20 protein-coding genes and 1 pseudogene are annotated in these 22,984 nt (G+C 52.0%); 1 reads left to right on the plus strand and 20 read right to left on the minus strand.

The window, feature by feature from the left end:
* Positions 1-224: 224 nt before the first annotated feature.
* The 10 genes from SD71_RS07190 to SD71_RS07230 all read right to left on the minus strand — a co-directional run bounded on the left by SD71_RS07190 (position 225) and on the right by SD71_RS07230 (position 11,379).
* Positions 225-2,927 (minus strand): glycoside hydrolase family 10 protein, encoded by a 2,703-nt coding sequence (locus SD71_RS07190; RefSeq protein WP_052476052.1) that lies wholly within the window; start codon positions 2,925-2,927, stop codon positions 225-227.
* A 404-nt stretch (positions 2,928-3,331) separates the two neighbouring features.
* Positions 3,332-3,898 carry an N-acetylmannosamine-6-phosphate 2-epimerase gene (locus tag SD71_RS07195; protein ID WP_326998715.1) on the minus strand — a complete coding sequence of 189 codons (567 nt, stop codon included), beginning with the start codon at positions 3,896-3,898 and terminating at the stop codon, positions 3,332-3,334.
* On the minus strand, positions 3,780-4,085 hold the full coding sequence (locus tag SD71_RS25850) for a hypothetical protein (RefSeq protein ID WP_326998716.1): 306 nt from the start codon (positions 4,083-4,085) through the stop codon (positions 3,780-3,782). Before SD71_RS25850 ends, SD71_RS07195 begins: the two co-directional genes overlap by 119 nt.
* Positions 4,086-4,277: 192 nt before the next feature.
* Positions 4,278-5,126, minus strand: a complete 849-nt coding sequence (locus SD71_RS07200; protein WP_326998717.1) for a MurR/RpiR family transcriptional regulator — start codon at positions 5,124-5,126, stop codon at positions 4,278-4,280.
* Between the two features lie 227 nt (positions 5,127-5,353).
* Entirely contained in the window at positions 5,354-6,187 is an 834-nt protein-coding gene (locus SD71_RS07205; protein ID WP_235427025.1) for a Gfo/Idh/MocA family protein, read from the minus strand.
* A 2-nt stretch (positions 6,188-6,189) separates the two neighbouring features.
* Positions 6,190-7,314 carry a mandelate racemase/muconate lactonizing enzyme family protein gene (locus SD71_RS07210; RefSeq protein WP_041061565.1) on the minus strand — a complete coding sequence of 375 codons (1,125 nt, stop codon included), beginning with the start codon at positions 7,312-7,314 and terminating at the stop codon, positions 6,190-6,192.
* Between the two features lie 93 nt (positions 7,315-7,407).
* Positions 7,408-8,289 carry a carbohydrate ABC transporter permease gene (locus SD71_RS07215; protein WP_041061567.1) on the minus strand — a complete coding sequence of 294 codons (882 nt, stop codon included), beginning with the start codon at positions 8,287-8,289 and terminating at the stop codon, positions 7,408-7,410.
* Entirely contained in the window at positions 8,282-9,178 is an 897-nt protein-coding gene (locus SD71_RS07220; RefSeq protein ID WP_235427026.1) for a carbohydrate ABC transporter permease, read from the minus strand. Before SD71_RS07220 ends, SD71_RS07215 begins: the two co-directional genes overlap by 8 nt.
* Before the next feature lie 68 nt (positions 9,179-9,246).
* Positions 9,247-10,605, minus strand: a complete 1,359-nt coding sequence (locus SD71_RS07225; RefSeq protein WP_041061570.1) for an ABC transporter substrate-binding protein — start codon at positions 10,603-10,605, stop codon at positions 9,247-9,249.
* 69 nt (positions 10,606-10,674) lie between these two features.
* A complete protein-coding gene (locus tag SD71_RS07230; RefSeq protein WP_041061573.1) occupies positions 10,675-11,379 on the minus strand; it encodes an N-acetylmannosamine-6-phosphate 2-epimerase in 705 nt (234 codons plus the stop codon).
* Positions 11,380-11,578: 199 nt separating this feature from the next.
* Here SD71_RS07230 and SD71_RS07235 point away from each other — a divergent pair, with 199 nt between their 5' ends.
* Positions 11,579-13,138 (plus strand): DUF4127 family protein, encoded by a 1,560-nt coding sequence (locus SD71_RS07235; RefSeq protein WP_041061576.1) that lies wholly within the window; start codon positions 11,579-11,581, stop codon positions 13,136-13,138.
* A gap of 14 nt (positions 13,139-13,152) precedes the next feature.
* Here SD71_RS07235 and SD71_RS07240 read toward each other — a convergent pair whose 3' ends face one another.
* The 10 genes and pseudogenes from SD71_RS07240 to SD71_RS07280 form a co-directional block, all read right to left on the minus strand.
* Entirely contained in the window at positions 13,153-14,010 is an 858-nt protein-coding gene (locus tag SD71_RS07240; protein WP_041061578.1) for a metallophosphoesterase family protein, read from the minus strand.
* Positions 14,011-14,045: 35 nt separating this feature from the next.
* Positions 14,046-14,987, minus strand: coding sequence for a metallophosphoesterase family protein (locus SD71_RS07245; protein WP_041061580.1), 942 nt, complete (start codon positions 14,985-14,987; stop codon positions 14,046-14,048).
* Between the two features lies 1 nt (position 14,988).
* Positions 14,989-15,192: an ADP-ribosylglycohydrolase family protein gene (locus tag SD71_RS22070; protein ID WP_152619374.1), complete on the minus strand. Its 204-nt coding sequence runs from the start codon at positions 15,190-15,192 to the stop codon at positions 14,989-14,991.
* Entirely contained in the window at positions 15,189-16,298 is a 1,110-nt protein-coding gene (locus tag SD71_RS07250; protein WP_052476055.1) for an ADP-ribosylglycohydrolase family protein, read from the minus strand. The genes SD71_RS22070 and SD71_RS07250 overlap by 4 nt, the downstream gene beginning before the upstream one ends.
* Positions 16,299-16,319: 21 nt before the next feature.
* On the minus strand, positions 16,320-17,132 hold the full coding sequence (locus tag SD71_RS07255; RefSeq protein WP_041061582.1) for an MBL fold metallo-hydrolase: 813 nt from the start codon (positions 17,130-17,132) through the stop codon (positions 16,320-16,322).
* A gap of 45 nt (positions 17,133-17,177) precedes the next feature.
* Positions 17,178-18,233, minus strand: a complete 1,056-nt coding sequence (locus SD71_RS07260) for a Gfo/Idh/MocA family protein (protein ID WP_041061584.1) — start codon at positions 18,231-18,233, stop codon at positions 17,178-17,180.
* Between the two features lie 34 nt (positions 18,234-18,267).
* A pseudogene (locus SD71_RS26165) lies at positions 18,268-19,211 on the minus strand (ROK family protein).
* 14 nt (positions 19,212-19,225) lie between these two features.
* Positions 19,226-20,803 (minus strand): FAD-dependent oxidoreductase, encoded by a 1,578-nt coding sequence (locus tag SD71_RS07270; protein ID WP_041061586.1) that lies wholly within the window; start codon positions 20,801-20,803, stop codon positions 19,226-19,228.
* 147 nt (positions 20,804-20,950) lie between these two features.
* Entirely contained in the window at positions 20,951-21,820 is an 870-nt protein-coding gene (locus SD71_RS07275; protein WP_041061635.1) for a MurR/RpiR family transcriptional regulator, read from the minus strand.
* 219 nt (positions 21,821-22,039) lie between these two features.
* Positions 22,040-22,924, minus strand: coding sequence for an ABC transporter ATP-binding protein (locus SD71_RS07280; protein ID WP_407637528.1), 885 nt, complete (start codon positions 22,922-22,924; stop codon positions 22,040-22,042).
* Between the last annotated feature and the right edge of the window lie 60 nt (positions 22,925-22,984).

The raw sequence follows: 22,984 nt of genomic DNA on the forward strand, positions 1-22,984 counted from the left end.
GTCAATGAAAACGGTCTCAAAAATAGGAATTTTTCTTCAATTTCGTCGATTTGTTCGGTGTTTACGTCCATAATATATTACAGCGATTTTACCCAGTCAATAACTTTTTTGGATAATTCACTAATTATTTATAATATATGTATATTAATAATTTATCCATTTTTGTAATCATTCGCGATAAGGGGAGAACCGCCTGCGCGGCCCTCCGCCCTATTCGCTTAAACTCAGTGCTCTGTCTCGTGCTTGGCAAAATAAAGATCCAACATTCTATGGGCGAAAGCTAAATCAAACTGTAACCGCTCTTTCACTTCCGCACGAATCGTCTGGGCCCTGGAGAGCTCCTTCTCGAGGCTTTCCAGTTTGTTCTTAGCGGCGGTTGCGATCCCTTGAGTCATCACCGCTTTCGTTCCCAGTACGTTGATTGCAGTCTGCAGATCCGCTTTCACCGATTTCGCGTCTTTGCTGTCCATACCCTCGAAAGGTACATAAATTTCATTGATTTTTCTGGTCATGTCCTGCAGTAAAACGGACAAAGGCTTTGTTGTCCGATAATCCGGTGCTACGGCGGCATTCCGATATACGCCCAGTTTCAGCTCCCGGTCATATCCGTTGTCGAACAACGACTCGAACTCGAATAACGCGCTGCCGTCCCCTCCGGCCATTACGCCTGCATTAATTTGACGGACGAGTTCCGCCTTCGTGAGATCAATGAAAGTGCCTATCCCTGAAGACACGAATGACTTGCCGCCTGCAATTTGCACGGAGTTTCTCAGATCTTGCTCGATCAGTGTCGCATCCGGAACGTACGACATATGAAGCAAGTGGTCGATGTAATTTTTATCAACCCAGTACTTGGTTTCTTGAGCGTGCGATTTCGGGGCTTCGTCATAGTTCGGCCATACTGCTGCGCTAATCTGAATGCCCGGCTGGGTGTCCCTAGCTTCAGCCACCAAACGATCTACCCATGTGTTGATAATATTTGCACGGAATTTCAGCCACTCATCCCAGTGAGCGTCACCCGGATGCAAATCGATCGGATCAGCTCCAGATTGCTGCTTGAACAAGTTTCGGGTATATTCGTCATACCCGAAATCGTTCGTGTAATCGCCTGATCCCGGATAGCGCGTGTAATCCAGATGCAGTGACGCGACTTCATACTTGGACAGCAATTCTTTGTAAATGCCGGATACGAAGTCTCTTGCTTGCGGCAGCGCCGGGTTCAGCCAGTACCATTTGACGCCGTAGGAAGTCGGCTCGTAATTGTCGCCTTTTCTGCTGATCAGCAGCCAGTCCGGATGATTCTCAACGACCGGGCCTCCGGCGAAGAAGTTTTCCACCCAAGCGTGGATTTCGATGCCCTGCTTCTTTCCTTCGTCCAAATAAGCCTGCAGCACATCAAAACCTTTATAGATCGGATTCTGAGTCGTCTCCTTGTTCGTTGTCGGCCAGATCGTGTAGCCATCCCACCAGGTTTCAAGATAGATGGCGTTAATGTTCGTTTCCTTAATTTGTTGCAGATGCTCCCTGACCTGTTCGAGATTCGTCTCTTTCGGACGGAGCCACAAGCCGCGAGCATCAACCTTGCGGGACTCGAAATTCATGAAATGAGTGTCGGACAGGTTCTGGTCCAGCCGGTTCAGCAGATCGAACAATCCGTTCGTGACCCCGCCCTCCATTTCCGATTTGGCCTGCTGATAGAGACTTTTGGCGGCGGCGATCTTCTGTTCGATTTGCGCATAAGGCACATCCAGGAACTTACTCTTGGACGCTTGAAGCGCCTTTTCAGCATTGTCGATGCCGATTTCCGCTTTGTTCAGGTAAGATTCAGGGGTAAAAATGATAAGTACCTGTTTCTTGCTGTGATCGATTTTTACCGTTGCACCGACCAAGGCGTTTTTCGTCAGTGCCAGGTTTTTCACGCCATGACCGGACAGGACATAGCCGCCCTGAGGAATGACGCTGTCATTGCCTCCGCTCGCGATCACGAATCCTTTGTCGTTGACAACAGCTTCAAATCCCCATGGATTCGTGCCGGTGCGCGCTCCGTAATTGCTGTCATACACAATGAGCTGGTCAGCGCCCCGGAAGCCCGGAAACGGAGCGTTCGCGGCATCGTCCCAACCGGCGGGGTTATCTTCTTTGGTTTTCGGGTTAAATGCATCATAAGTAATTTTTCCTGCGGTATAGATTAGACTGTTCACGACTAAAGCTGCGGGATCGCCCACGGCTACCGTACCGTTGAGACGATCATAGAAAGGACTTCCCGATTGGATGGAGAGGACATATCCGTCTCTCGGGATGGGGGAATTATTATCGAGGAACTGCCCGGTGGCCGGATCTGCTGTGATTCCCACAACTCTGGTAACCTTGTCGGCGACCACCGTAATTTCCATCCCCCACGGATTTTGTCCCGTTGAAGCTCCGTAAGAGGGTTGGTAAAGAATGACTTCGTTCGCGCCCCGGGAAGCGTTGACTTTGTCGATCCCGACGTTAATACCCTTCACGCTCATATATTTGGACGGAAGAACCGGGATATCGATATTTTGCGTCTGGATTGTGGTACCGATTTCAAGATGGCCCAGCGATTCGGCTGCCTTACCTGAGGCGGAAAGCACATACCCCGTCGTCGGAATGAACGTACCATTGGCACCGCTCGTGCGTTTGGTAACAACAACTTCGTCAACGATAATATACTCTACCGTACCCGTGCCGAAAGGCGGGGATTTTTCGCCGTAGTTTCGCGTATAGACAGCCAACTGATCCTGACCGCGTACCTGATCGACCGAATCGACGGGTAACGTTCTGCCGTCTTCAAGAATGATTTGCGGAGCTCCGGCCGGAGCTGCGGCACCTGCTTGCCCCAATGCGCCGGTGAAGAGAAGGACTAGTCCCAGCATAAGCAATAATGCCTTATTTCTCCCTTTCATTCGCTTGCCTCCTCAATCGTATATGTGGATATCACAACTTGACGCGTCGATCGACTCCTTTCACCTCCTTCCCATCTCTTACCCACCTTTTGGCAATTGCTAGCGGAGCTGTAAGGCGGGGTTGCGTGTAAGGCCTGTTACCGGACTTACAGCGTGCATCGCCTGCTGGGTTTGCTCTTGTAAGGCCGGTTATCGGACTTACAGTTTGCTTCGCTGGGGCGGTTTGTTCGTGTAAGGCCGGTTACCGGACTTAGAGCGTGCATTGCGGGCCGAGTTTGTTCGTTTAAGGCTGGTTACCGGACTTATGGCGTGTTTCGATGGGAGAGTTTATTTGTGTAAGGCGGGTTGGCCGCCTTACTGCTCCGCACGCGAGCAATTTGCTCGTGTAAGGCGGGTTTGCCGCCTTACAGCTCCGCACGCGAGCGAATTTGCGCGTTCATTGCCTCGACGAAACGGCGTGTAATTTCCCGCGGTCTCGTAATGGCTGTACCGACTACCACAGCGTGCGCTCCGGCCTTGAAGCAAGCGACGCACTCGTCCGGCGTCCAGATGCGTCCCTCTGCCAATATCGGTGTCCTATCAAGAGCCGCCAAACGGGCAACCAGCTCGAGATCCGGCTTTTCCTGCTGCTTGCTGTACGAGGTGTAGCCTGACATCGTCGTCGAGACGATGTCGACACCGAGATCCATTGCGGCCAAACCTTCGTCAAATGTTGAAATATCGGCAACAAGTACAGCGTGCGGACACTCTTCACGGATGGCGGTTATGAACTCCGACAGAACCATTCCGCCGGGACGTGTCAGCCTCGTTGCATCGATTGCGATCAGATCGGCTCCTGCATCCCGAATTTCCCTAACCTCCTTGAGCGTAGGAGTTATGTAGACATCCGAGTCCGGGTAATTTTTTCTTATAAAGGCCGATAACCGGTAAAGAAGTGACACGCTTAATCGCTGCAATATCCATCGGTCCATTCGCTCTGATTGCGGCAGCACCGCCTTCTTCAGCCGCCTTGGCCATTGATGCCATCAAGTTGGAGCCGAACAGCGGCTCGCCATCCAAAGCTTGGCACGAGACGATGAAACCGTTTTTAAGGTTGGAAATCAGTTGTTCCTTCATTAGGTCACCTGGCCTTGAACTGGAGTAATTATTTATTTTCATATTAAAAATTGAATCTCACCTCCAACCTTTGCCACTCATTATAGCAATATCAATTGGATAACAAAAGATTTTTATTTCTTTTTAATAATTATTTATGGAAAATTTATTCAAAATCAAGTGCAGTAATACAAAGGAGGAGGTGCATATGCCCCCCCTCCTCAATTCAAATCATTTTATTCTAGTAGAGTTTGCTCAGAACAGATTTCGCCGTTTTCTCCAGTGCCGCATAGGTCTTCTCTTTATGCTTGATCGCCAAAGATGTCGAAAGGACATCCAGAATATGAATCTGCGCGAGCTGGATGCAAATGCCCCACCCTGAAGAGGGTTTTCGCGCGATGAACCGAGCAGCACAACGTCGGCGTATTTGGTGATCGGTGATCGCAAATGATTGGTCAAACATATAGTAGTGACTCCGTTATTTTTGGCAATCGCCATTGCGTCTACCAGATCTTTGCTGCTTCCCGAAACAGACACCCCGAACACCACATCGCCCTCCGCTGCCAGCGCCGCATTCATCGCAATGATATGAGCGTCGGTCGCGCTCTCCACATTATAGCCCAATCGCATAAAGCGATATTTGGCGTCCTCGGCAATGATGCCTGATGATCCGACGCCGAAAAAATAAATTTTCTTAGCGCCGCTTAGCGCGGCAATGCTTTGCCGAAGGCTGCTTTCATCCAGCAGCGCGGTGGTGTCGGAGATTGTTTGAGTATTCAGCGAGCAGATCTTCCGCGCAATCGTTATGAGATCGTCGTCGTCTTCTATATCGCGATGAATTTGCTCGGAAGGCGAGGAAAGGTTCTGCACGATCGACAGCTTGAACTCTTGGTAGCCTTTGAAACCAAGCTTTCGGCAGAGCCGCATGACCGTCGTTTCGCCGACTTCCGATTTCGCAGCCAGATCCGTGATCGTGTAAAACATAGCCTCTTCGGGGTCGGAGACCACAGAATCCGCTACCTTTTGTTCCGATTTCGTGAGGGATGGATAGATGCTTTGAATCGTCAACAATAAAGAGTGGTTAAGAAGGGGCTTGTTCTTCATAAAGCATCCCTCTCTCGGCTTAGATATCTATCCATCACAACACCCATTCACTTCTTGTTCGCGAAGATTCATAAATTGCGAGAATGATATCCACCGCTTTGCGTGCTTCCTCACCGGGTACCAAAGGCTCCCGCCCTTCTAGCACAGCCAGGGCCATGTCCTCGATAAACCGGAAATGTCCGACCGAATGCACTCCTTCAATATGGTCCGCTTGAACATCCGGATCCTCAACGCCCGGTACATGCCATTCCTGAATGCCGCTGTCGTAAAAAAATAATACTTCCCAGCTCGCCGTGAATTTCAAAACGGGTGCTTCGTTCCGGGTATACCGTAGTGGCTCCTTCAATAACGCCGAAGGCACCGCCGCCGAATTCCACAACGGCAGCCGCCGTGTCCTCCACTTCTATGCTGCGGGCCAAAGCGGCCGTTCGTCCGTACACCCTGGTGATTCCACCGCACAGCCACTGAATCATATCGACGCCGTGTACTCCCTGGTTCATCAGCGCACCGCCGCCGTCAAGCGCCCATGTGCCCCGCCAGCCGGCACTGTCGTAATAGGCCTGGTCGCGGTAATATTTCAGGTAGGCATCGCATAATACAAGTTTCCCCAGCAGCCCCTGCTCCAGCACTTGTTTCACTTTTCGCGGAACAGCCCGCGCTCTTCGTTGATAGACGCAGCCCAGCTTCACACCGTTCCTCCTGCACGCGTTAATCATTCCCTCCATTTTCTCAGCGCTTATCTCAAGCGGCTTTTCGCATAAAACATGCTTTCCCGCTTCCGCTGCCGCCACTGCCGCGTCACGGTGCAAGCCGCTCGGGGTGCAGACAGAAACGACATCGATATCGGGATGGGCAAGCAAAGCGGATAAGTCCGAACCGTGCAATGCAATCCCGTGCTTCTCGGCAAAATGGCGGGCTCTGTCTGCGTCGACATCCGTCACTGCCAGCAGCTCCGTGTTCGGGCATGCTGCAATTGCGTTAGCATGAAGCTCCGCAATAATGCCGCAGCCGATGATGCCGAATTTGATCGTGCGAGCCGGCCGTTCGTTTGCGATTTTCATTGTCATCCCTCGCGTGTGTAAGAGTTCAGTTTCTCCTCGGAAACGGTGCAGCCAATACCGTAACCCTCAGGCAATGTAACGGTGCCATGCTTTAATAACGGCCCGACTTCCAGCGGATCATCGGAGAGAAACATCGGCCCATTCAAATCGACAGGCGGTTTAATCACCAAATAGTTGAAAAGATGGCTGCTTGCCGTCAAAGCAAGCCCGGACTCCGTCAAACCGCCGCCCAGCAGTGACAGGCCGGCCGCCAAGGCTGTTTCCCCGGCTTGCTTTGCTCCTTGAAGGCCGCCCATTTTGGTCAGTTTGATCACTACGGTATCGCACGCTTCTGCGCGGACCGCTTGCACGACGTCTCTCGCCGTCCATATGCTCTCATCCAGAGCGATCGGCAGCGCGGTCTTCCGCCTCAGCTGCGCATGGCCAAAAAGATCGCCCGCATGCAGCGGCTGTTCGAATACATCTACGCCCAGCCGCTCCATCTGCCTTGCCAACTTCACCGCACTATTCAAGTCGTATGCCTGATTGGCGTCCACACGAAAAAACAGATTCGGCGCCTCGTGTTTCACCGCCTCCAAAACCAATAGGTCCATTGAAGGTTCGAGGCCGATTTTCACATCTATTCCTTCAAATCCCTCCTCCACTGCTGTTCTCGCTTTGGCTGCGGCTTCAGCGGGATCACTCGTGCTGATCAGATAGGAAAGCTTGATTGTATTTCGAAAAGAAGCCATCCACAGCTCGGGAAGCCTCTTGCCCTCTCGTTGGCCTATTAAATCGTGCAGCGCCATGTCGACCGCCGCTTTGGCGATAGGCTGACCGGGATGTACGCTTCCGGCAATCTGCCGATCCATTACCCGCTGTACTGCATGTATGTCGCCTGAGCACATCCCGATCAGCGCCGGCTTGAAGTAATTCCTAACCGTGCTGATGACCGACTCCAAAGTTTCATAGCTCCACCGGTGGCTCGGCCGCGCTTCGCCCCAGCCTTCGAATCCGTCGTCGCTTGTAATCTTGACATACACATGTGGCGCGCCGGCCTGGCTGTCCCCGACGGTTCCGCCGGAGATCGCGATGCTCTGCTTCATGGGCAGCATCAGCGGATAGACGTCTATACGCGAGATGTTCATACGCACTCATTCCTTTCATTTCGCGCGCATCGGGAGCAAAGCCGACACCGTCCTGCGGGAAAGAGAGGGCATACGGTACCGCCCTCCCCTTCTCTAACCTTTCACGGCGCCGACCATACCGTTGATGAACTGCTTCTGCAGAAAGAGAAACACGATAATGATCGGAATGATCGAAATAATCGTTCCCGCAGCGATGTACGGAAAGTTGAACGAAAAATCGCTCTGCAAATATTGAAGCGCGGGCGCCAGCGGATATTTTTCCTTGTCGCTAAGCACAACGACGGGCCAGATAAAGCTGTTCCAGAAATTGAGGAAGTCGAATATGACAACCGTAGCAATTGCCGGACGAACCATCGGCACCATGATGTTCCAGAAGATTCGGAATTCTCCGGCTCCATCAATACGAGCGGATTGCTCCATTTCATTCGGAATGGTGATGAAAGCCTGTCTCAGCAAAAACACATTAAACACGCTCACCGCTGCCGGCAGCACAACGCCAAGGTATGTGTTATATAAGCCGAACTTCTGGATCGTGACGAAATGAACGATCATCCCGGCGGCATTAGGCAGGATCAGTGTACTGATCATGGCGACAAAGATCGTGTTGCGGCCGGGAAACTGGATCCGAGCCAGCGGATAGGCCATAAGGAGGCAAGTAATGAGATTCAAGGCGACCCCCATGCCGCTGATCAAGACGGTATTGTAGATGTGGTGCCAGAGAGGCATAAATTCAAACACTTTTATATAGTTATTAAAAGAAATTGGACGAGGGATGAATTGCGGCGGGAAAGCAAAAACATTGGCATTCGTTTTCAATGACGTCGATAAGAGCCATAAAAAAGGACCTAAACACAGTAAAGCCGTTATGATCATCAGCGGGTAGAGAATGAGCGGCTTTACGATACGTTTAAACGACCTTGGTTTTGTAATACGCCTTGACTTGGTTTCCAAAAAAGCCGCTTGTACTTCAGCCATAATAACTCATCCCACCCTTTCTGCCGTATTTGAACATGATGATACTGATTACCATAACAATCAGCGAAACGATCAATCCGAGCGCTGCCGCGTATCCAAAATCGAAGTCCCTAAAGGCCTTTTCATACGTATAAACTGCAGAAGTCATGGTAGCGTTGAAAGGGGCACCTGGGAGAGGCGCGGTCATCACATACACTTCATCAAACACCCGAATAGCACTCATCATGGAAATCAGTGAACATAGAAGCACAAAAGGTTTAAGCAAAGGAATCGTAATATACCAAATGACTTTGGCTCTGCCTGCTCCATCGATTCTGGCTGCTTCCTGCATCTCGGACGGGATGGACTGCAAGCCCGCGAGATAAATCATCATATAGTAGCCCAAACCCTTCCATACCGTTACACACATGATGGCGAAAAGCGCCACATCCGCTTCCGCGAGATAAGAGATAGGTTTGCCGATCAGCCCGGCGCTTTGAAGGAGATAGTTCAAAATTCCGTTGCCCTGGAACATCCATCTCCATGCAATGGCCGCCGCAACCATAGAAGTGACCACAGGCACGAAATAGGCCACCCTGAAAAATTGCACTCCTCTTAGCCGGTTATTCACAAGAATGGCCATCAGGATGGATATGAGCTGGATTATCGGTACTACTATCAGATAGATGAGTGAGTTCCAGATCGATTTGATAAAGATCGGGTCTTTAAAAGCCCGGTCAAAATTTTTCCAGCCGACCCATTTCATTTCATCCACGACGGAGTAATTCGTGAATGCCAGCGGCAGACCGTAGAGGATCGGGTAAAAGACAAAAACAGCCATAAGCATAAACCCCGGGATTATCATCAAATAAGCAAACCGGAGCCGGTTGCGGTTCAATTTAGACAGCAATCGAATACGCTCCTTCCTGGTTGAACAATCGGAGTGAGCCACAGCTCACTCCGATAAGTGTCATTCAATTATTTAAATTCCGCGTTGATCGCATCCAGCTTCTCTTGCATGCTCTTTTCCGCTGCTTTAATCATTTCTTCAGGCGTTTGCTGACCAAGAAGCATTTTATCCCACTCGTCGTTAAATGCTTTGATGATGTCGTTCTCGCGATTTAAACCAAACGTAAAGTCATATGCTCTGTCCAATTGTTTTGCTGTAATTACTTTTGCTTTGGACTCCGGGTCATCCGCCTCTGTCGTGAAGAACGGATCTTTCGCCGCCTGTTTCGTGGACGGAAGAATGTTGACGACCTTCGCGAATTCAAGCTGTGATTCGTCATTGGTAATATAGTTCGCGAAAGCGATCGCTTCCTTATGGCTATCACTGAGTTTAGGAATGACCACATTCATCAAAGCCGTTACGATATCCCCGTCTTGCGTCAAGCGAGGCAGCTCCGCCACCCCGGTGTTTTTGTAAACGTCCGGCGCATTTTCTTTAACACGGTTCAAGAACTGAGGGCCGGTCATGAGCATCGCCATTTGTCCCGCCTGAAATTGGTCGATGTTATAGGTGTACTTGCCGGTAACTCCGTCCTTCGGAATCAATTCCTGATCGTACAGAGATTTGACCCATTTGGCATGTTTGAGTACTTCCGGCGTATTGATCATGACCTTCGTCTTGTCTTCATTCAAAATCGGAACTCCCAGTTCGCGCAAGTCGGCCAGGATATGGTTCGTGTACACGAAAGAGTATTTTCCCGTTTTTTCCTTGATTGTCTTAGCTTGCTGCACCACCTCATCCCAATTCTTAGGAGGTGTATTAGGGTCGAGTCCGGCTTCCTCGTAAATCTTCTTGTTGTACATGAAAACGGCTCCTGTCAGGTACCAAGGGAACGCATAAGCACTGTTTCCCAGGGCAGTTGAATTGTACATTTTTTCAAAATAAATGCTGCGCTGTTCTTCGGTTGCTTCAGCGTTGAGATCTACTAAAGCATTTTTGGATGCCAATGTAAGAGCCAGAACGGTATTCAGGTTAACCACATCTGGAGTATTACCGCCTGCGATGGAGGTCAGCAGCTTATTTTCGGCGGAATTGTAAGGAATATCTGTCCATTTGACTTTAATGTTCGGGTTCTCGCTCTCAAATTTCTTGATGCGACCGTTGATATAGTCATCGAAGTTCGGGCTCAGCGAGAGTGTCCAGAAGTCGATTTGCACATTTTCTTTCGGCGCTTCGGATTTTTCACCCGATTGCTGAGCGCTGCCCGTGGGCGGGGCGCTGTTCGATGCGCTGCTGCTCTCGTTGTTCGAACCGCAAGCCGCCAGCACCATTGTCATCATCATTACGACTGCCAATAATACTGCGGTTAATCTTGACCTTCTTGCCATTTTATTGCCTCCTTTTTTTAAATCCAGATGATTGATAACGCTTCCAAAATGGTTAATAAAAATAGTGCTTCAATTCTTTCTGCTTTGTATATATTGGCTGATGGCACCGACAAAACGCTTGGTTATCTCCTGCGGACGAGTGATGGCAGTCCCGACGACTACCGCATAAGCGCCTGCATCGAAGCAGGCCAGGCATTCCTCCGCCGTCCAGATCCGGCCTTCCGCGATCACCGGTACCCGCTTCAGCTTCGCAAGCTGAGCCACCAGTTCGATATCGGGTCCGGCAGCTTGGGTGCTGTAGGGCGTGTATCCGGACATTGTGGTGGAGATCAGATCGCAGCCCAGTTCCATCGCCGCTGCGCCTTCATCAAAAGTTGAGACGTCCGCGACAATCGGCACTGCAGGAAAATTCTTTCTGATCGCCCGGTAAAGCTCGTCAAACGTTATCCCGTCAGGTCTAGCACGCTTGGTGGCATCCACCGCCACGAGATCCGCTCCAGCTTCGACTACGGCCCTCACTTCATTGATCGTCGGTGTGATATATACCGGAGAACCGGCGTAAGTGTGCTTGTACAAGCCGATCACGGGAAGGGAGCACTTGCGCTTGATCATCGCGATATCCTGAGGTGTATTGGCGCGAATCCCTGCGGCTCCGCCGGCTTCAGCCGCCATTGCCATGGCCGCCATGTTCTCGGAGCCGAATAGAGGTTCTTCCTCCAAAGCCTGACATGACACGACCATGCCTTCTTTGAAGCGGTGGATCACTTCAGACACTTCTTCACCTCCTGTTCGCTCATCCCCCATCTTCTTTGAGAATTTCTGGGCTCTGACAAAAGCATATCATCAAAATATTCTGAATAAAAGAATTTTTTTCTTTTTTATTTTAAAAAAGTGAAAAAAATTTCTTTTTATTCAAAATGACGGGTGATATAATTTAGAGAATCATTCTACCCGTTGGGAGGTTGTACCTCGCATGAAGCCGGCCGTGTATTTACCTTTGGACGAGAGACCATGCAACCGGAAATACCCCGAGATGCTGTCAAGAATGACAGCATTGCCGTTAAGCTTGCCGCCGGAAGATTTATACGGGAATAAGAAAAAACCCGCAGACTGCGCGAAGCTGGCAAGTTGGCTGCAGCAGCAAGCGGTCGAAGCTGAAAGTATGATCGTATCGCTCGATATGCTGGTGTACGGAGGTATCGTTCCTTCGAGGCTTCACCAAGCCAGTGTGGAGCAATGTCTGAATCGGCTGGAGGTTCTGTCTAAAATTAAGGAGCGGAACCCGCAGGTTAAAATTCGCGCCTTCAATCTCATTATGCGTGTACCCGCTTATGACGGTGACGACGAAGAACCGGCGTATTATGCGCAGTACGGAAGGCGTATTCACCGTTTCGGCTGGATTGAGGATAAGCGGAGCGGCGGCGGACTGTCGGAATCGGAAAATGAAGAGCTTGCGGAGATTACCCGTACCGTGCCGGCAGAGGTGCTGGACGATTTCACCCGCAGACGCGCGGTGAACGCTGAGGTTAACCGACATGCAATCAGGCTTGTTCGGGACGGTGTGATTGACCTGCTGATCATTCCCTTGGACGATAACGCGGAATATGGGTTTTCCGCCATGGAGCAGCGGCAGCTGATTGCGCATGCGGAGTCGCTTGAAGTGTCCGACCGCGTACATATTTATCCGGGAGCGGATGAGATCGGATGCACGCTGTTTGCTCGGGTATTTAACGAAACAGTGGGCTTCCAGCCTGAATTTTTCGTCCGCTATTCTTCCACCGCAGCGCCGTTCGTCATCCCGCGTTACGAAGACCGAAGCTTGAATGAAAGCATTAAAGCACATCTGACCGCTTCCGGCAGCTTTAAAAGCGATTCACCGGACAGCGCCCATGTCGTGCTTTGCGTCAATGCCCCTCCCGTGGGGGCCGCACAGGCTGCGGAATCAACGACAGCTTTTGAGGATCGCAGCCACGCCTATTTTTCCGAGACGAACAGCAAAGAATTGATACAGGCCATCAAGTATTATACGGATCGCGGGAGACTTGTCGCGCTGGCCGACACAGCCGTGTCTAACGGGAGCGACCACGTGTTCATGAAACAGCTGTCTCGCGCGGGTCTCCTCGGCCGCTTAAGCGCCTATGCGGCTTGGAACACCTCCGGTAATTCGCTTGGAACAGTTATCGCACATGCTGCGGTCGAAGCGTACTACCGCTATTCCGGAGCGGAAAGATCGGAAGAGCAAAAGCAGCTCAGCCGATTGTTCTATGTTTTCCGCCTGCTCGAGGACTGGGGCTACCAATCGCTGGTGCGCAGCGAGATCACCCGCTATGAGCTTGATTCGCTGGGAGGAAATTATTTCGATATCGCGGCTCTGGAGGCGGATGTGTCGGCGATCGCTGAAACCAAGCTGCTACATTTCGCGGGCACCTTTCTTCAAGACGTCCATGCCGACCGCATTTCCCTTGATCGGGTGTACTTCCCTTGGAAGCGGATGTTTGAGATCGGTCTGGATGTGAGCTGGAAGTCCGAATAGCGTGCTGCCGGAGGTCATGAGCGGAACGTCCATTCTAATGTGCGTATCGATTCCGACCCTTGTATGTATGTGCGAGTTTCATCATATTCCGGCGTAAAACTGAACGGACCGTCTACCGATCTCGTGGATATTCGAAGGCTGCTCCCGCTCACTTCTACTATTTTGTAGTCGAACGGCGTTTCAACAAACGAGCTGCCTGTGGCAAACACGCCTTCATACGTCTGCTTCAAGGTATTGGCATGATTATGACCGGATAACACACATTTCATGTTGTGCGCACGCATCCGGCCCAGTACGATTTGCCGAAACGGATCAGGCACGTCGTGGATGGTCTCCTCATAGCCGGTCTGTTCCTTCGGGATGCCGAAAACAGGATTGTGCACCGATAACAGATGAACTTTGTCCGGATGCAGCCTGATCTCGGCTTCGAGCTGACTGAGCTGCTCTTCCGTCAAGTAAGGATCCTGCGCCGTATCCCAGTAATAAGGCACACCCGGCTCCCATTGACTAGGCATGACATGCAAGGCCGCTATTTTATCGTAAATTGTATATTGGGGTTTTTGTCCGGGGAAAAATTCCGGAGCCAGCTTCAGCCATAAGGATACTGCGTCTTGCCGGTTCAAATCGTGGTTTCCTTGAGATAGATAGACGGGGACGGGCAAATGGAATAACCTTTTCGCTTCCGAAATGAGCTCCGGCGTACATTGATGTACCATATCCCCGCCGTGAAGAACAAAATCGACATGACCGGCTCGCGCGAGTGATTTGATCTCGTCCAGAAGTTCTTCCAACCTGTCCGGATAAGCCGGTTGTTGGTGGAAGTCCGCCGGGCCGGCTCCGATATGCGTATCCGTTAAAAACAAAAATCGCATCTGATCTCCTCCGAATCCGCAAGTGTAAACACCGGTTACTCTTGCAGCGTTCTTCCTTGAGAGTCATGTGAAGGCTGTTGAAATACGCAATCCCCGGTTTCCAGCCTCAGCCATGTCCGAAAGCTGCTGCGACCTTCCTGCAGTTCGATCACTCTTGCCCCGTTCGCGAAACCCTCCTTGCTGTAATTGTTGTAGCCGGTTTTTCTTCCGTAGCACAGCGTGATGCCTTGCAGCTCGCCGCAAAAATCGTTCGCATGATCGTGTCCGACGCAGACGCCGATGACATTCCCCGCCTCCACCATAGCGTCGAACATGCCGGTATTGACCCGCGGACAGCAAATCTCTTCATACTTGCTGCCGCGGCAGAAGCGGGAATCCCATACGTCGTTATACTCCGGGAGTGGAATATGGAAAAACGCTAGACTAGGAACAGCGGCTCCGCCATTCTGCTCAGACAAAGCTGCCGACTCCCGGCGAAACCAATCGATCTGATCGTTCTCTATAGCCGCATAGCCGCCGGTTTCAGGTGCCGCGTAGCTCCCTGAATCGATGAAAAACAGGGCGTGACTCGTTCGCCCATCTCGACCGGCCACGCGAAGCACGTAATTGCCGACTCCTGTGATCGTCTCGGGACCGCTCTCCGTCAAACCATATCTAAACCCTTGAAGAGACTCCAACAATTCCTTGCGTGTGATGCCGAATTCCGTATCGTGGTTCCTGAATACGGCTGCCCATGGAACGCCGGCCGATTCGATCACAGCGACAGCCTGCCGAACGGATGCCTGCGGATCGACACATTGTTCGCTCTCTATCAGATCGCCGGTAATGACCGCCAGATCGGGGGATTCCTCTCTCAACACTCTCTCCATCAATACCGCCGTCATGCTGTCGTTATCATTGCCGCCGCACCAATGAAGATCTGTGAACTGGACGATTTTGAAGCTTCCATTCGCGTTAAATGACAAAGCCGCCCCCATTTTACACCATCCCGCGCATGGCAATATCGGTCGACCTGACCGCCAGCTTGCTGATCGACTGCACACCCTCGCCCGCTATATAACTCTCGATCCGGTCGTGCAGCGGCTTCGTCCACTTATCCGGAAGCCTCTTCGCTCCACTCAGAATACCGATAATCGAACCGGCGCTCGCTCCATTGCAGTCCGTATCCAATCCTAGCATCACGCGATCGTGATCGTTTTCTCCAAATCCCGCTCCCCATAAAGCAGAGCCAAAACCACAATCGCCGCGTTGTTGATCGTATGAACCCAATGCATCCCGGCGAACCTCTCCAACAAGCGGTCGCCTGCTTTTTCCCAGTCCGGTTCTTCCTCTTTGACCTTCAGAACCCAATCGACAGCTTCATAAAGCCGCGAACTCGACGGAATATGGTCCATTCCCGTACGAATCACGCTCTCCACCTCATTCTGACTGAAGGCCGAAGCGTTCATAGCAGCGATAAACATCGCGCCGTATATTCCGTTGGAGGTATGGGAAAGCGCGGCGTCATGATACGCCATCCGTGCCGCACCCGCCGGGTCGCCGGGGCAAATATATCCGTAATGATCCGCCCGAATTTGCGCGCCGATCCATTCCCGATAAGGGTTGTTTACAAACGCCGTCTGTGGAATCCGCACGCCCGCGCACAGATTGATATACGCCGCTCTTTCCGCCGTATACGTCATCAACGGAGGAAGATACGTAAGCCACATCTGCGCCACCTGCTCCGTCGTAAAACCGCGGCCGAACATTTCCACCATTTTTAATGCCAGAATCGTATAATCCGTATCGTCGTCTCTCGGCATTCCCGAGCAATTCTCGATCGCGCAGCGGCTGTACTGTTCGTGCTTCCAAGGCTCAAGATCCACCGGCGCGAACCGATCCGTAAAATAGTGCCGAAGCGGATATGCCGCATACGAAGATAGCACCCGGTGAATCTCTTTCCGGTTCCAACCTTCCACGGGTTTCCCTAGAAGGCAGCCGGCCGCACGCCCAAGCCAGGCTCCATGAATCCGATCGAAAAGCTTCTCTCTGTCTGTTAACCCCGTCGCTGTATGAAACCGGGATGCTCTCTCAATGGACACCAAATCGGAAGGCTCGACATACTCGTAAATCTCACGCATTTTCCACGAGGACGCACTTTCATAGAGCTCTCGGCATTTGCCGGCCAACTCTTCATCCGATCCGGACACGGTCCGGACATGCAAAGGCAGAGAAGCGACATCGATTCCCTGCTCCTCCAATTGAATAAGCTCCTGCTTCAGTATTTCTCCCCAATCGATCAGCTTCACCGGATAAGCGCCCCCATCCCGCTAGATATGCAACACCATACCATCATAAGCGACCATAATGCCTTCCTTCTCGAAAATAGCCGTCAAATCGTCATGCAGCAGACCGATGTTGTGGGAAAAATGGGTAGCGACCACTTGCCCGCCAGGCCGCAGAACGGCTTGATTGCCCAGGCGATTGCGGATATCGAGCACCGCCTCGATATTCAGATGGCTGCCGGTGAACGGCAGGTTCCCATTGGTGCAATCCAGGATGGCAAGGTCTAGTTTCCGCTGTTCAAGCCATGCCCATGTATCCTCGGGGAGCAAGCCGGTATCGTGACCGTAGAACACGGTTTTTCCATCTTTTTCGATGAAGAACAGCAGGCAGGTTTCATCGGGGTCGTGATTAGCGGGCAGCGCAGTCACGATGAAGGTGCCCGTATCGATCGTCTCGAAAGGTACGATTCTCCGGATGACGATGTGCTCGTCTCCCGGACGGCCGACCGCGTCGCGGCATTTGCGAACGACAGCGTCATTGCCGTACACATGAAGCGGATGATCCAAGCCGTGTGCGAACACCGGCAGCCGCATCTCGAGCTCTTCCGCCCTCAGATGATCCATATGCGTATGCGTCACGAACAGATCTTGCACAAGGCCGAGATCCAGTCCGTCGCGGAGCACATGGTGGAGCGTGTCGGGCGGAAAATCGATTTTCAATACATCGTCAATGATCGCAGAGCTTCGGGTGCGAATGTTCCGACCTCCCGACTTGCGCGCTTTCGCGCAATGCGGGCACCGGCAGAACAAAGCGGGAAAGCCTTCAGCCGCCGCAGTCCCGAGAAAATGAATTTTCACAGCTCCGTCCCTCCTCGACGCCACCTGGACCGGCTGCTTTCTTTTTTACCGATCGAACCGGATTTCATGCCCTTTCTCCGCCGACTCGTAGATTCCGCACAATATCTTCATCATCTCCACGCCGTCCTCAACTGGGCTGAGCGTCTCTTTCCTGCCCAAGCATGAATCTACGAAATGGTCAATCTCGCTTTGGAAGGCTTCGGTAAAGTTAAATGACAAATGATCCACCTGAGGAGTCATGTTCAGAATTGTGTCGTGCTTCTCGCCAACGAGGAACAATTCCGGTTCGATTTCCGCCCCTCCCTTGTCTCCGAACACTTTGACGTAAAGCTCATCTTGCTTGGCATGCAGCGTAAAGCTGACATCCACGAGGAGCGAAGCCCCGTTCTCGAAGCGGATGACAGCGTTGGCCAAATCCTCGACGGTATTTTTGCTTGCATCGTAATCGGAAGCTTGGTAGAAAGACAGGTTTTGCACATTGGCCCGATTGCCGAGACGATTGTATACATTGCCGCTGACGGATGCCACTTTCGGTTTGCCCATCAAATACCAGCACAGGTCTATGATATGCACGCCCAGATCGATCAGAGGTCCGCCGCCGGAACGTTCCTTATCGGAGAACCAGCCGCCCGGATTACCCAATCTTCTGATACAGCTGGCTTTCGCGTAATAGATTTCTCCCAAGTCGCCCGCCTCAAGGAAGCGTTTCAAGATTTTCGTATTCGAGCTGTAACGGCGCACAAACCCGACCTGAAGGAGCTTGCCGGATTTACGTACAGCGGCCTCCACTTTCTCGGCTTCTTCGACGGTTTTACAGAGAGGCTTCTCTACCAACACGTTCTTGCCCGCCTCGACCGCGGCTATACTGATTTCCGCATGAGAGTTGTTCCAAGTGCAGACGCTCACGGCGTCGATTTCGGGATCTGCAAGCAGCTCCCGGTAATCGGTGAATACTTTCCCGGCGCCGTATTTGTCCGCTTTCGCTTGCGCGCGTTCTCTGTTCAGATCACAGACAGCGTAGAGGGTAACATCGGGATTATTGGCATAAGCGTTAAAATGAACCTCCGATATCGATCCCGCACCAATAATAGCAACATTCATTTTTTTTCATCAATCTATCTCTCCCTTTATATTCTTATCGATTGCCAGCGTAATGCCAGACTTGAGCGGCCGCCCCGATGACTCCGGCATCGGCGCCGACATAAGCGGGCAGAAGGCGGCATACGTTCAGCATCCCGGGGGTAGTGCGCTTCTGCACTTGCTTATACAGCGCATCGAAAAAAACCGGGCCGGTTTCCGAAACGCCGCCTCCGATCATGACTGCTTCCGGATTAAAAATATGTATGAATCCCGCGACCGCAGCCCCCAAAGCTCGCAGGACGCGATCCATCAGCTCGGACGCCATTCGATCGCCTTGCAGCCATGCTTGAATGATGTCTCTCGAATGCGGCTGCCAGCTTATCTCGTCCCTGCAGGCCTCCAGCATTTCCCTGCCCATTCGGGCTATTCCGGTGCCGGAGGCATACAACTCTAAACACCCGTTATTCCCGCATCCGCATAAAGGACCGTCGAAATCGACGGAAACATGGCCAAGCTCGCCCGCTCCTCCGAACGCTCCGCGTACCAGCCGGCCGGATTCCACAATGCTCCGCCGACTCCGGTGCCTAAAGCGAGACAGATGAAGCTGCTGAATTGCTTTCCCGCTCCGAATTCCTTCTCCGCCACCGCGATCACATTGACGTCGTTGTCTACGAAAGTCGGCTTGCCGAATCGTTCTTCCACATGCCGTCTGATCGGCATACCCGTCCAGCCGGGGAGCGTCTCTCCCGCAAACACGACTTCACCTGTGTGAAAATCAATCTGCCCCGCGCTGCCGACTCCAATGCCGGCTGCAACATCCGAAGAGTTCATCGCCGCGGCAATACGCTCAATGCCGTTCATCACCTTATCGATGACCTGCTGCGGTCCAAGCTTCGCTTCCGTAGGAATGAGATGCCGCTGAACAATGTTCCCTTCCGTATCCACCGCCGCAAACTGAATTTTCGTGCCTCCGATATCGACTCCGATTGCATAGTCCATCGCGGCTCTCCTTCCTACAGTTGCATGTCTTCCGGCCAATGGGTCTGAATTCCTTGCTCTTGAAGCAATTCCAAAAAGGCGGCGAGATGCGCAGGGTCATCTTGAACCTGGTGCGGCACCAGCCCATTGCTCACTGCGTATGCGGCCAAGAAACCGGCAGACTCCCCGATGTTCCACTCCGTCGGATGGAGGCGGTAGCAGCCGTTCGTAATCTGTGTCGTTCCGATATTTTTGCATGCCGGGAGCACATTTTTGACGCGGATTGGCAGTAAAGCGCCGAGTGGAATTTCATAAGGATAGCTGGGAATAAAGAACATCCGGTTCGATCCGGTCGTCGGATGAAGATCGAGGTAATAGCTGCCCACGCCTACGCTGTCTGCATAACGGCGAATGCCCTCACTTCCGCGAAGCTCCTTGCTTACGTCGTTTTCCGTAATGGTATATCGCGCTTTGATCCGCCTGGATTCACGAATATAAGGATACTTAGCCAAGCCGTCCGGCGTACCCATCACATCCGGCCGCAGCCGCAGCCCCGGATAACCCCGTCCTCCGTCCGGCCGCGGAGCTTCCGTCTGCAGCCAGTAGACCAGCGAAAGGCTAAGCTGCCTTGCGCCTTCCAAGTTGCTGCGCCTTTCTTCCTCCGACACCTCGTAAACCGGTCCTAAGAAATAATCGTTCTGAGGCCAATTCACGAGGGTAATGTCGCTTTCATATAATCCATCTTCGAATAGAGAAGCGTCTATGATTCTCCGATAAGTCCACAGAGGCATCGGATCCATGCCGTCCGGCAGAAAATTGAAATGCTTCACTTGATCTTCGGAATGGACATCCGGCACCATCCAGCTCAGCAGAGGAAAACTCGAAAATTTCGGAACATACGAACGCCAGAAATCGTATTGCTCCGGCTTGTCAATCGTGAAGCTGCCGCCTTCCACATATTCCAGCGCAAAAACGTGAGTGATCGACTGGATGTCCAAAGGATCCGCCTTGTCGGCAGCATGCGGTTCACCGGTTTCACTCTTCGCTTCTGCGCCCGTGACATACTCGACACCGGCGAGGGGAAGTAAATCTCCGCATTCAGTCGCATCCAAGTAACAGCCGCCTTGCAATGTCATTTCAGTACCGCTCAACATATGGCGAACAGTGACCGATTCCACGATATCATCCTTGGTTACAGCATTCACAGGCCGATAGCCATAGTAGACGACGATTCGCCCGCTGCTCACGTAAGGCACCATCATATCCTCTATGACACGGAGCGCTGTTTTCGGCTCATGACATAGACGGCTGACCCAGCCGTTGCCGGGATTTAACGCTTCATTAGCACGGGCTTCTTCCTTCAAAGGGTAATTATCCTTATAATAGCGGCGCACTCTATCGCGAAACTCTCGATAGGTGCGGGTACAGCCGAAGCTTTCGATCGCCGAATGCTCATCCGGAGGCACCGCCTGGCTGGTCAGCTGACCGCCGAGCCAATCCGTCTCTTCCGTGACGATCACGCTCAGCCCCATTCTCGCTGCGGACAAGGCCGCGGCGCAACCGCCCAATCCTCCGCCAAGCACGATTATGTCTGCTGTTTGTCTCATCACCATCGCCCTTCTGAAACCGCATTCAATGATGGCTACATCGTAACATAATATAAATAGTTACTCCAGTATATAAATACTTTTAGAAATAAAAATCCATTTCAAAAAGGCACGATTCAGTTGACCGTGCCTGGCATGCAAAACTGTGAAGTTTTAATAGAGTTTGTCCGCAACCGATCTGGCTGTTTTCTCTAAGGATTGGTCTGCCGTGTCCTTTTTCATGGATATAAGCGTTGTAAGGATATTCAGAATATGAATTTGAGTGAATTTCGTGGATAACGCCCCACCTTCCATCGGAAGTTCTTTGGAAGGCACCAGGAGAACGGTGTCCGCGTGAGCGGCAATCGGGGAACGAAGGTGGCTGGTCAGACAGATGACAACGGCTCCGTTCAGCTTGGCTTGGCGAACCGGGTCCACGAGATCCCGCGTACTGCCTGAAGTGGAAATGCCGAAGACTAGATCCCCTTTGCCTACCAGCGCGGCCGACATCGCAATAATGTGCGAATCTCGCTGCACCTCCACGCTCATGCCAAGACGCATAAGACGGTAATGCAGATCGAGCGCCGTAATGCCGGACGAACCGACACCGTACACGAATATTCTTTTCGCGGCCAACATTTTGTCCACTGCGGATGTGAGGCTCTCTACATTCACGAGATCCAGCGTATTCTTGATCAACATTTCGTGTTTCATCGTCACTTTGCGGGCAACCGTAAATACGTCGTCCTCTTCTTCGATCTCCATGTTGGACAACGACGGAGGACGATCGACCAGGTCCTGTGCGACCGACAGCTTGAACTCATGAAAGCCGCGGAAGCCTAATTTCCGACAAAACCGGATGACCGAAGTCTCGCCGACGCCGGCCTGCTCGGATAAGTCGGTGACGGTTGCCAGTACGGATTCCTCGGGGTTGCTCTTGACGAAGTCCGCCACCTTTTTCTCCGCTTTCGTGAGGGAAGTATATATGCTCGATATCATCAGCAACGTGTTCGACTGATTTAATTTCGGGCCGACTCTAGCCATGTGCAATCACTCGCTTTTCCTCTTCATAGTTAGATAAAGAATAGAGTATCGGATGTACTTTTACAACAGAATGCCGCTAATCGGAGAAATACTCCATGTTCAAATTACCTATTCGGCAAAAAGCGGTGTTTCTCCTGTCTTAACCGGCTGAATGAAAAGAAAGAAGCCGTCTAACAGTGAGGTTGTCTCACTTTAGACAGCTTCTCATGGTACGCTGCTTTAAAGCGGGAAGTGGCAAGCCACCTGCCGGTCCGGAGCCAGCGTCTCCAGCTTAGGTTCTTCCGTCACACAGCGATCCTGTGCGAACGGGCAGCGAGTGTGAAAACGGCACCCGGAAGGCGGGTTAGCCGGTGACGGAACATCACCCTGCAAAATAATCCGTTCCTTCTGACGCGTTGGCGAAGGGTGCGGTATGGCGGACAGAAGCACCGCCGTGTAAGGATGCATCGGATGAGCGAACAAGTCATCCGTCCGCGCGACCTCGACCATCTTGCCCAGATACATGACACCGATCCGATCCGAAATATGGCGTACCACATTGAGTCCGTGAGCGATGAACAGGTAGGTGAGTCCAAGTTCTTTTTGCAATCTCGTCAGCAGGTTCAGTACCTGTGACTGAACGGAGACGTCCAATGCGGATACCGCTTCATCGGCGACAATGAACTTCGGATTCAAGGCAATTGCCCTGGCGATACCGATCCGCTGGCGCTGCCCGCCGGAGAATTCATGCGGGTAGCGGTTACGGCGGTTGGCGTCCAGTCCGACCAGCTCCATAAGCTCCACGACACGCTCGTCTACTTGTTTTGCAGACATCCGCCGGTGAACACGCAGCGGTTCGGCGATAACATCCTTAACGAGGAATCTGGGATTCAGAGATCCGTAAGGATCCTGGAAAATGATTTGCATTTCTTGGCGAAGCTCTCTGAGTTCACGGGACCCAACCTTGTCAATATTGTTTCCCTCGAACAGGATATCCCCGTCCGTCAGCCTCTTGAGCTTCAGCATTAGCCGCGCCAGCGTGGATTTGCCGCACCCGGATTCACCGACCAATCCGAAAGTTTCGCCTGCGCGGATGCCGAACGAGACATCGTCTACGGCTTTCACCTGACCGACCACACGGTTCAGCAGCCCGGTTTTGATCGGAAAATATTTTTTTTATATTTT

It is taken from the genome of Cohnella kolymensis, assembly GCF_000829465.1.
Taxonomy (GTDB): domain Bacteria; phylum Bacillota; class Bacilli; order Paenibacillales; family Paenibacillaceae; genus Cohnella; species Cohnella kolymensis.

Excerpts from the sequence above, each read along its gene's own strand:
- SD71_RS07190 (WP_052476052.1), bottom strand. The coding sequence starts at position 2,927 with ATGAAAGGGAGAAATAAGGCATTATTGCTTATGCTGGGACTAGTCCTT.
- SD71_RS07195 (WP_326998715.1), bottom strand. The coding sequence starts at position 3,898 with ATGGACCGATGGATATTGCAGCGATTAAGCGTGTCACTTCTTTACCGG.
- SD71_RS25850 (WP_326998716.1), bottom strand. The coding sequence starts at position 4,085 with ATGAAAATAAATAATTACTCCAGTTCAAGGCCAGGTGACCTAATGAAG.
- SD71_RS07200 (WP_326998717.1), bottom strand. The coding sequence starts at position 5,126 with ATGAAGAACAAGCCCCTTCTTAACCACTCTTTATTGTTGACGATTCAA.
- SD71_RS07205 (WP_235427025.1), bottom strand. The coding sequence starts at position 6,187 with ATGAAAATCGCAAACGAACGGCCGGCTCGCACGATCAAATTCGGCATC.
- SD71_RS07210 (WP_041061565.1), bottom strand. The coding sequence starts at position 7,314 with ATGAACATCTCGCGTATAGACGTCTATCCGCTGATGCTGCCCATGAAG.
- SD71_RS07215 (WP_041061567.1), bottom strand. The coding sequence starts at position 8,289 with ATGGCTGAAGTACAAGCGGCTTTTTTGGAAACCAAGTCAAGGCGTATT.
- SD71_RS07225 (WP_041061570.1), bottom strand. The coding sequence starts at position 10,605 with ATGGCAAGAAGGTCAAGATTAACCGCAGTATTATTGGCAGTCGTAATG.
- SD71_RS07235 (WP_041061576.1), top strand. The coding sequence starts at position 11,579 with ATGAAGCCGGCCGTGTATTTACCTTTGGACGAGAGACCATGCAACCGG.
- SD71_RS07240 (WP_041061578.1), bottom strand. The coding sequence starts at position 14,010 with ATGCGATTTTTGTTTTTAACGGATACGCATATCGGAGCCGGCCCGGCG.
- SD71_RS07245 (WP_041061580.1), bottom strand. The coding sequence starts at position 14,987 with ATGGGGGCGGCTTTGTCATTTAACGCGAATGGAAGCTTCAAAATCGTC.
- SD71_RS07260 (WP_041061584.1), bottom strand. The coding sequence starts at position 18,233 with ATGAATGTTGCTATTATTGGTGCGGGATCGATATCGGAGGTTCATTTT.
- SD71_RS07270 (WP_041061586.1), bottom strand. The coding sequence starts at position 20,803 with ATGGTGATGAGACAAACAGCAGACATAATCGTGCTTGGCGGAGGATTG.
- SD71_RS07275 (WP_041061635.1), bottom strand. The coding sequence starts at position 21,820 with ATGGCTAGAGTCGGCCCGAAATTAAATCAGTCGAACACGTTGCTGATG.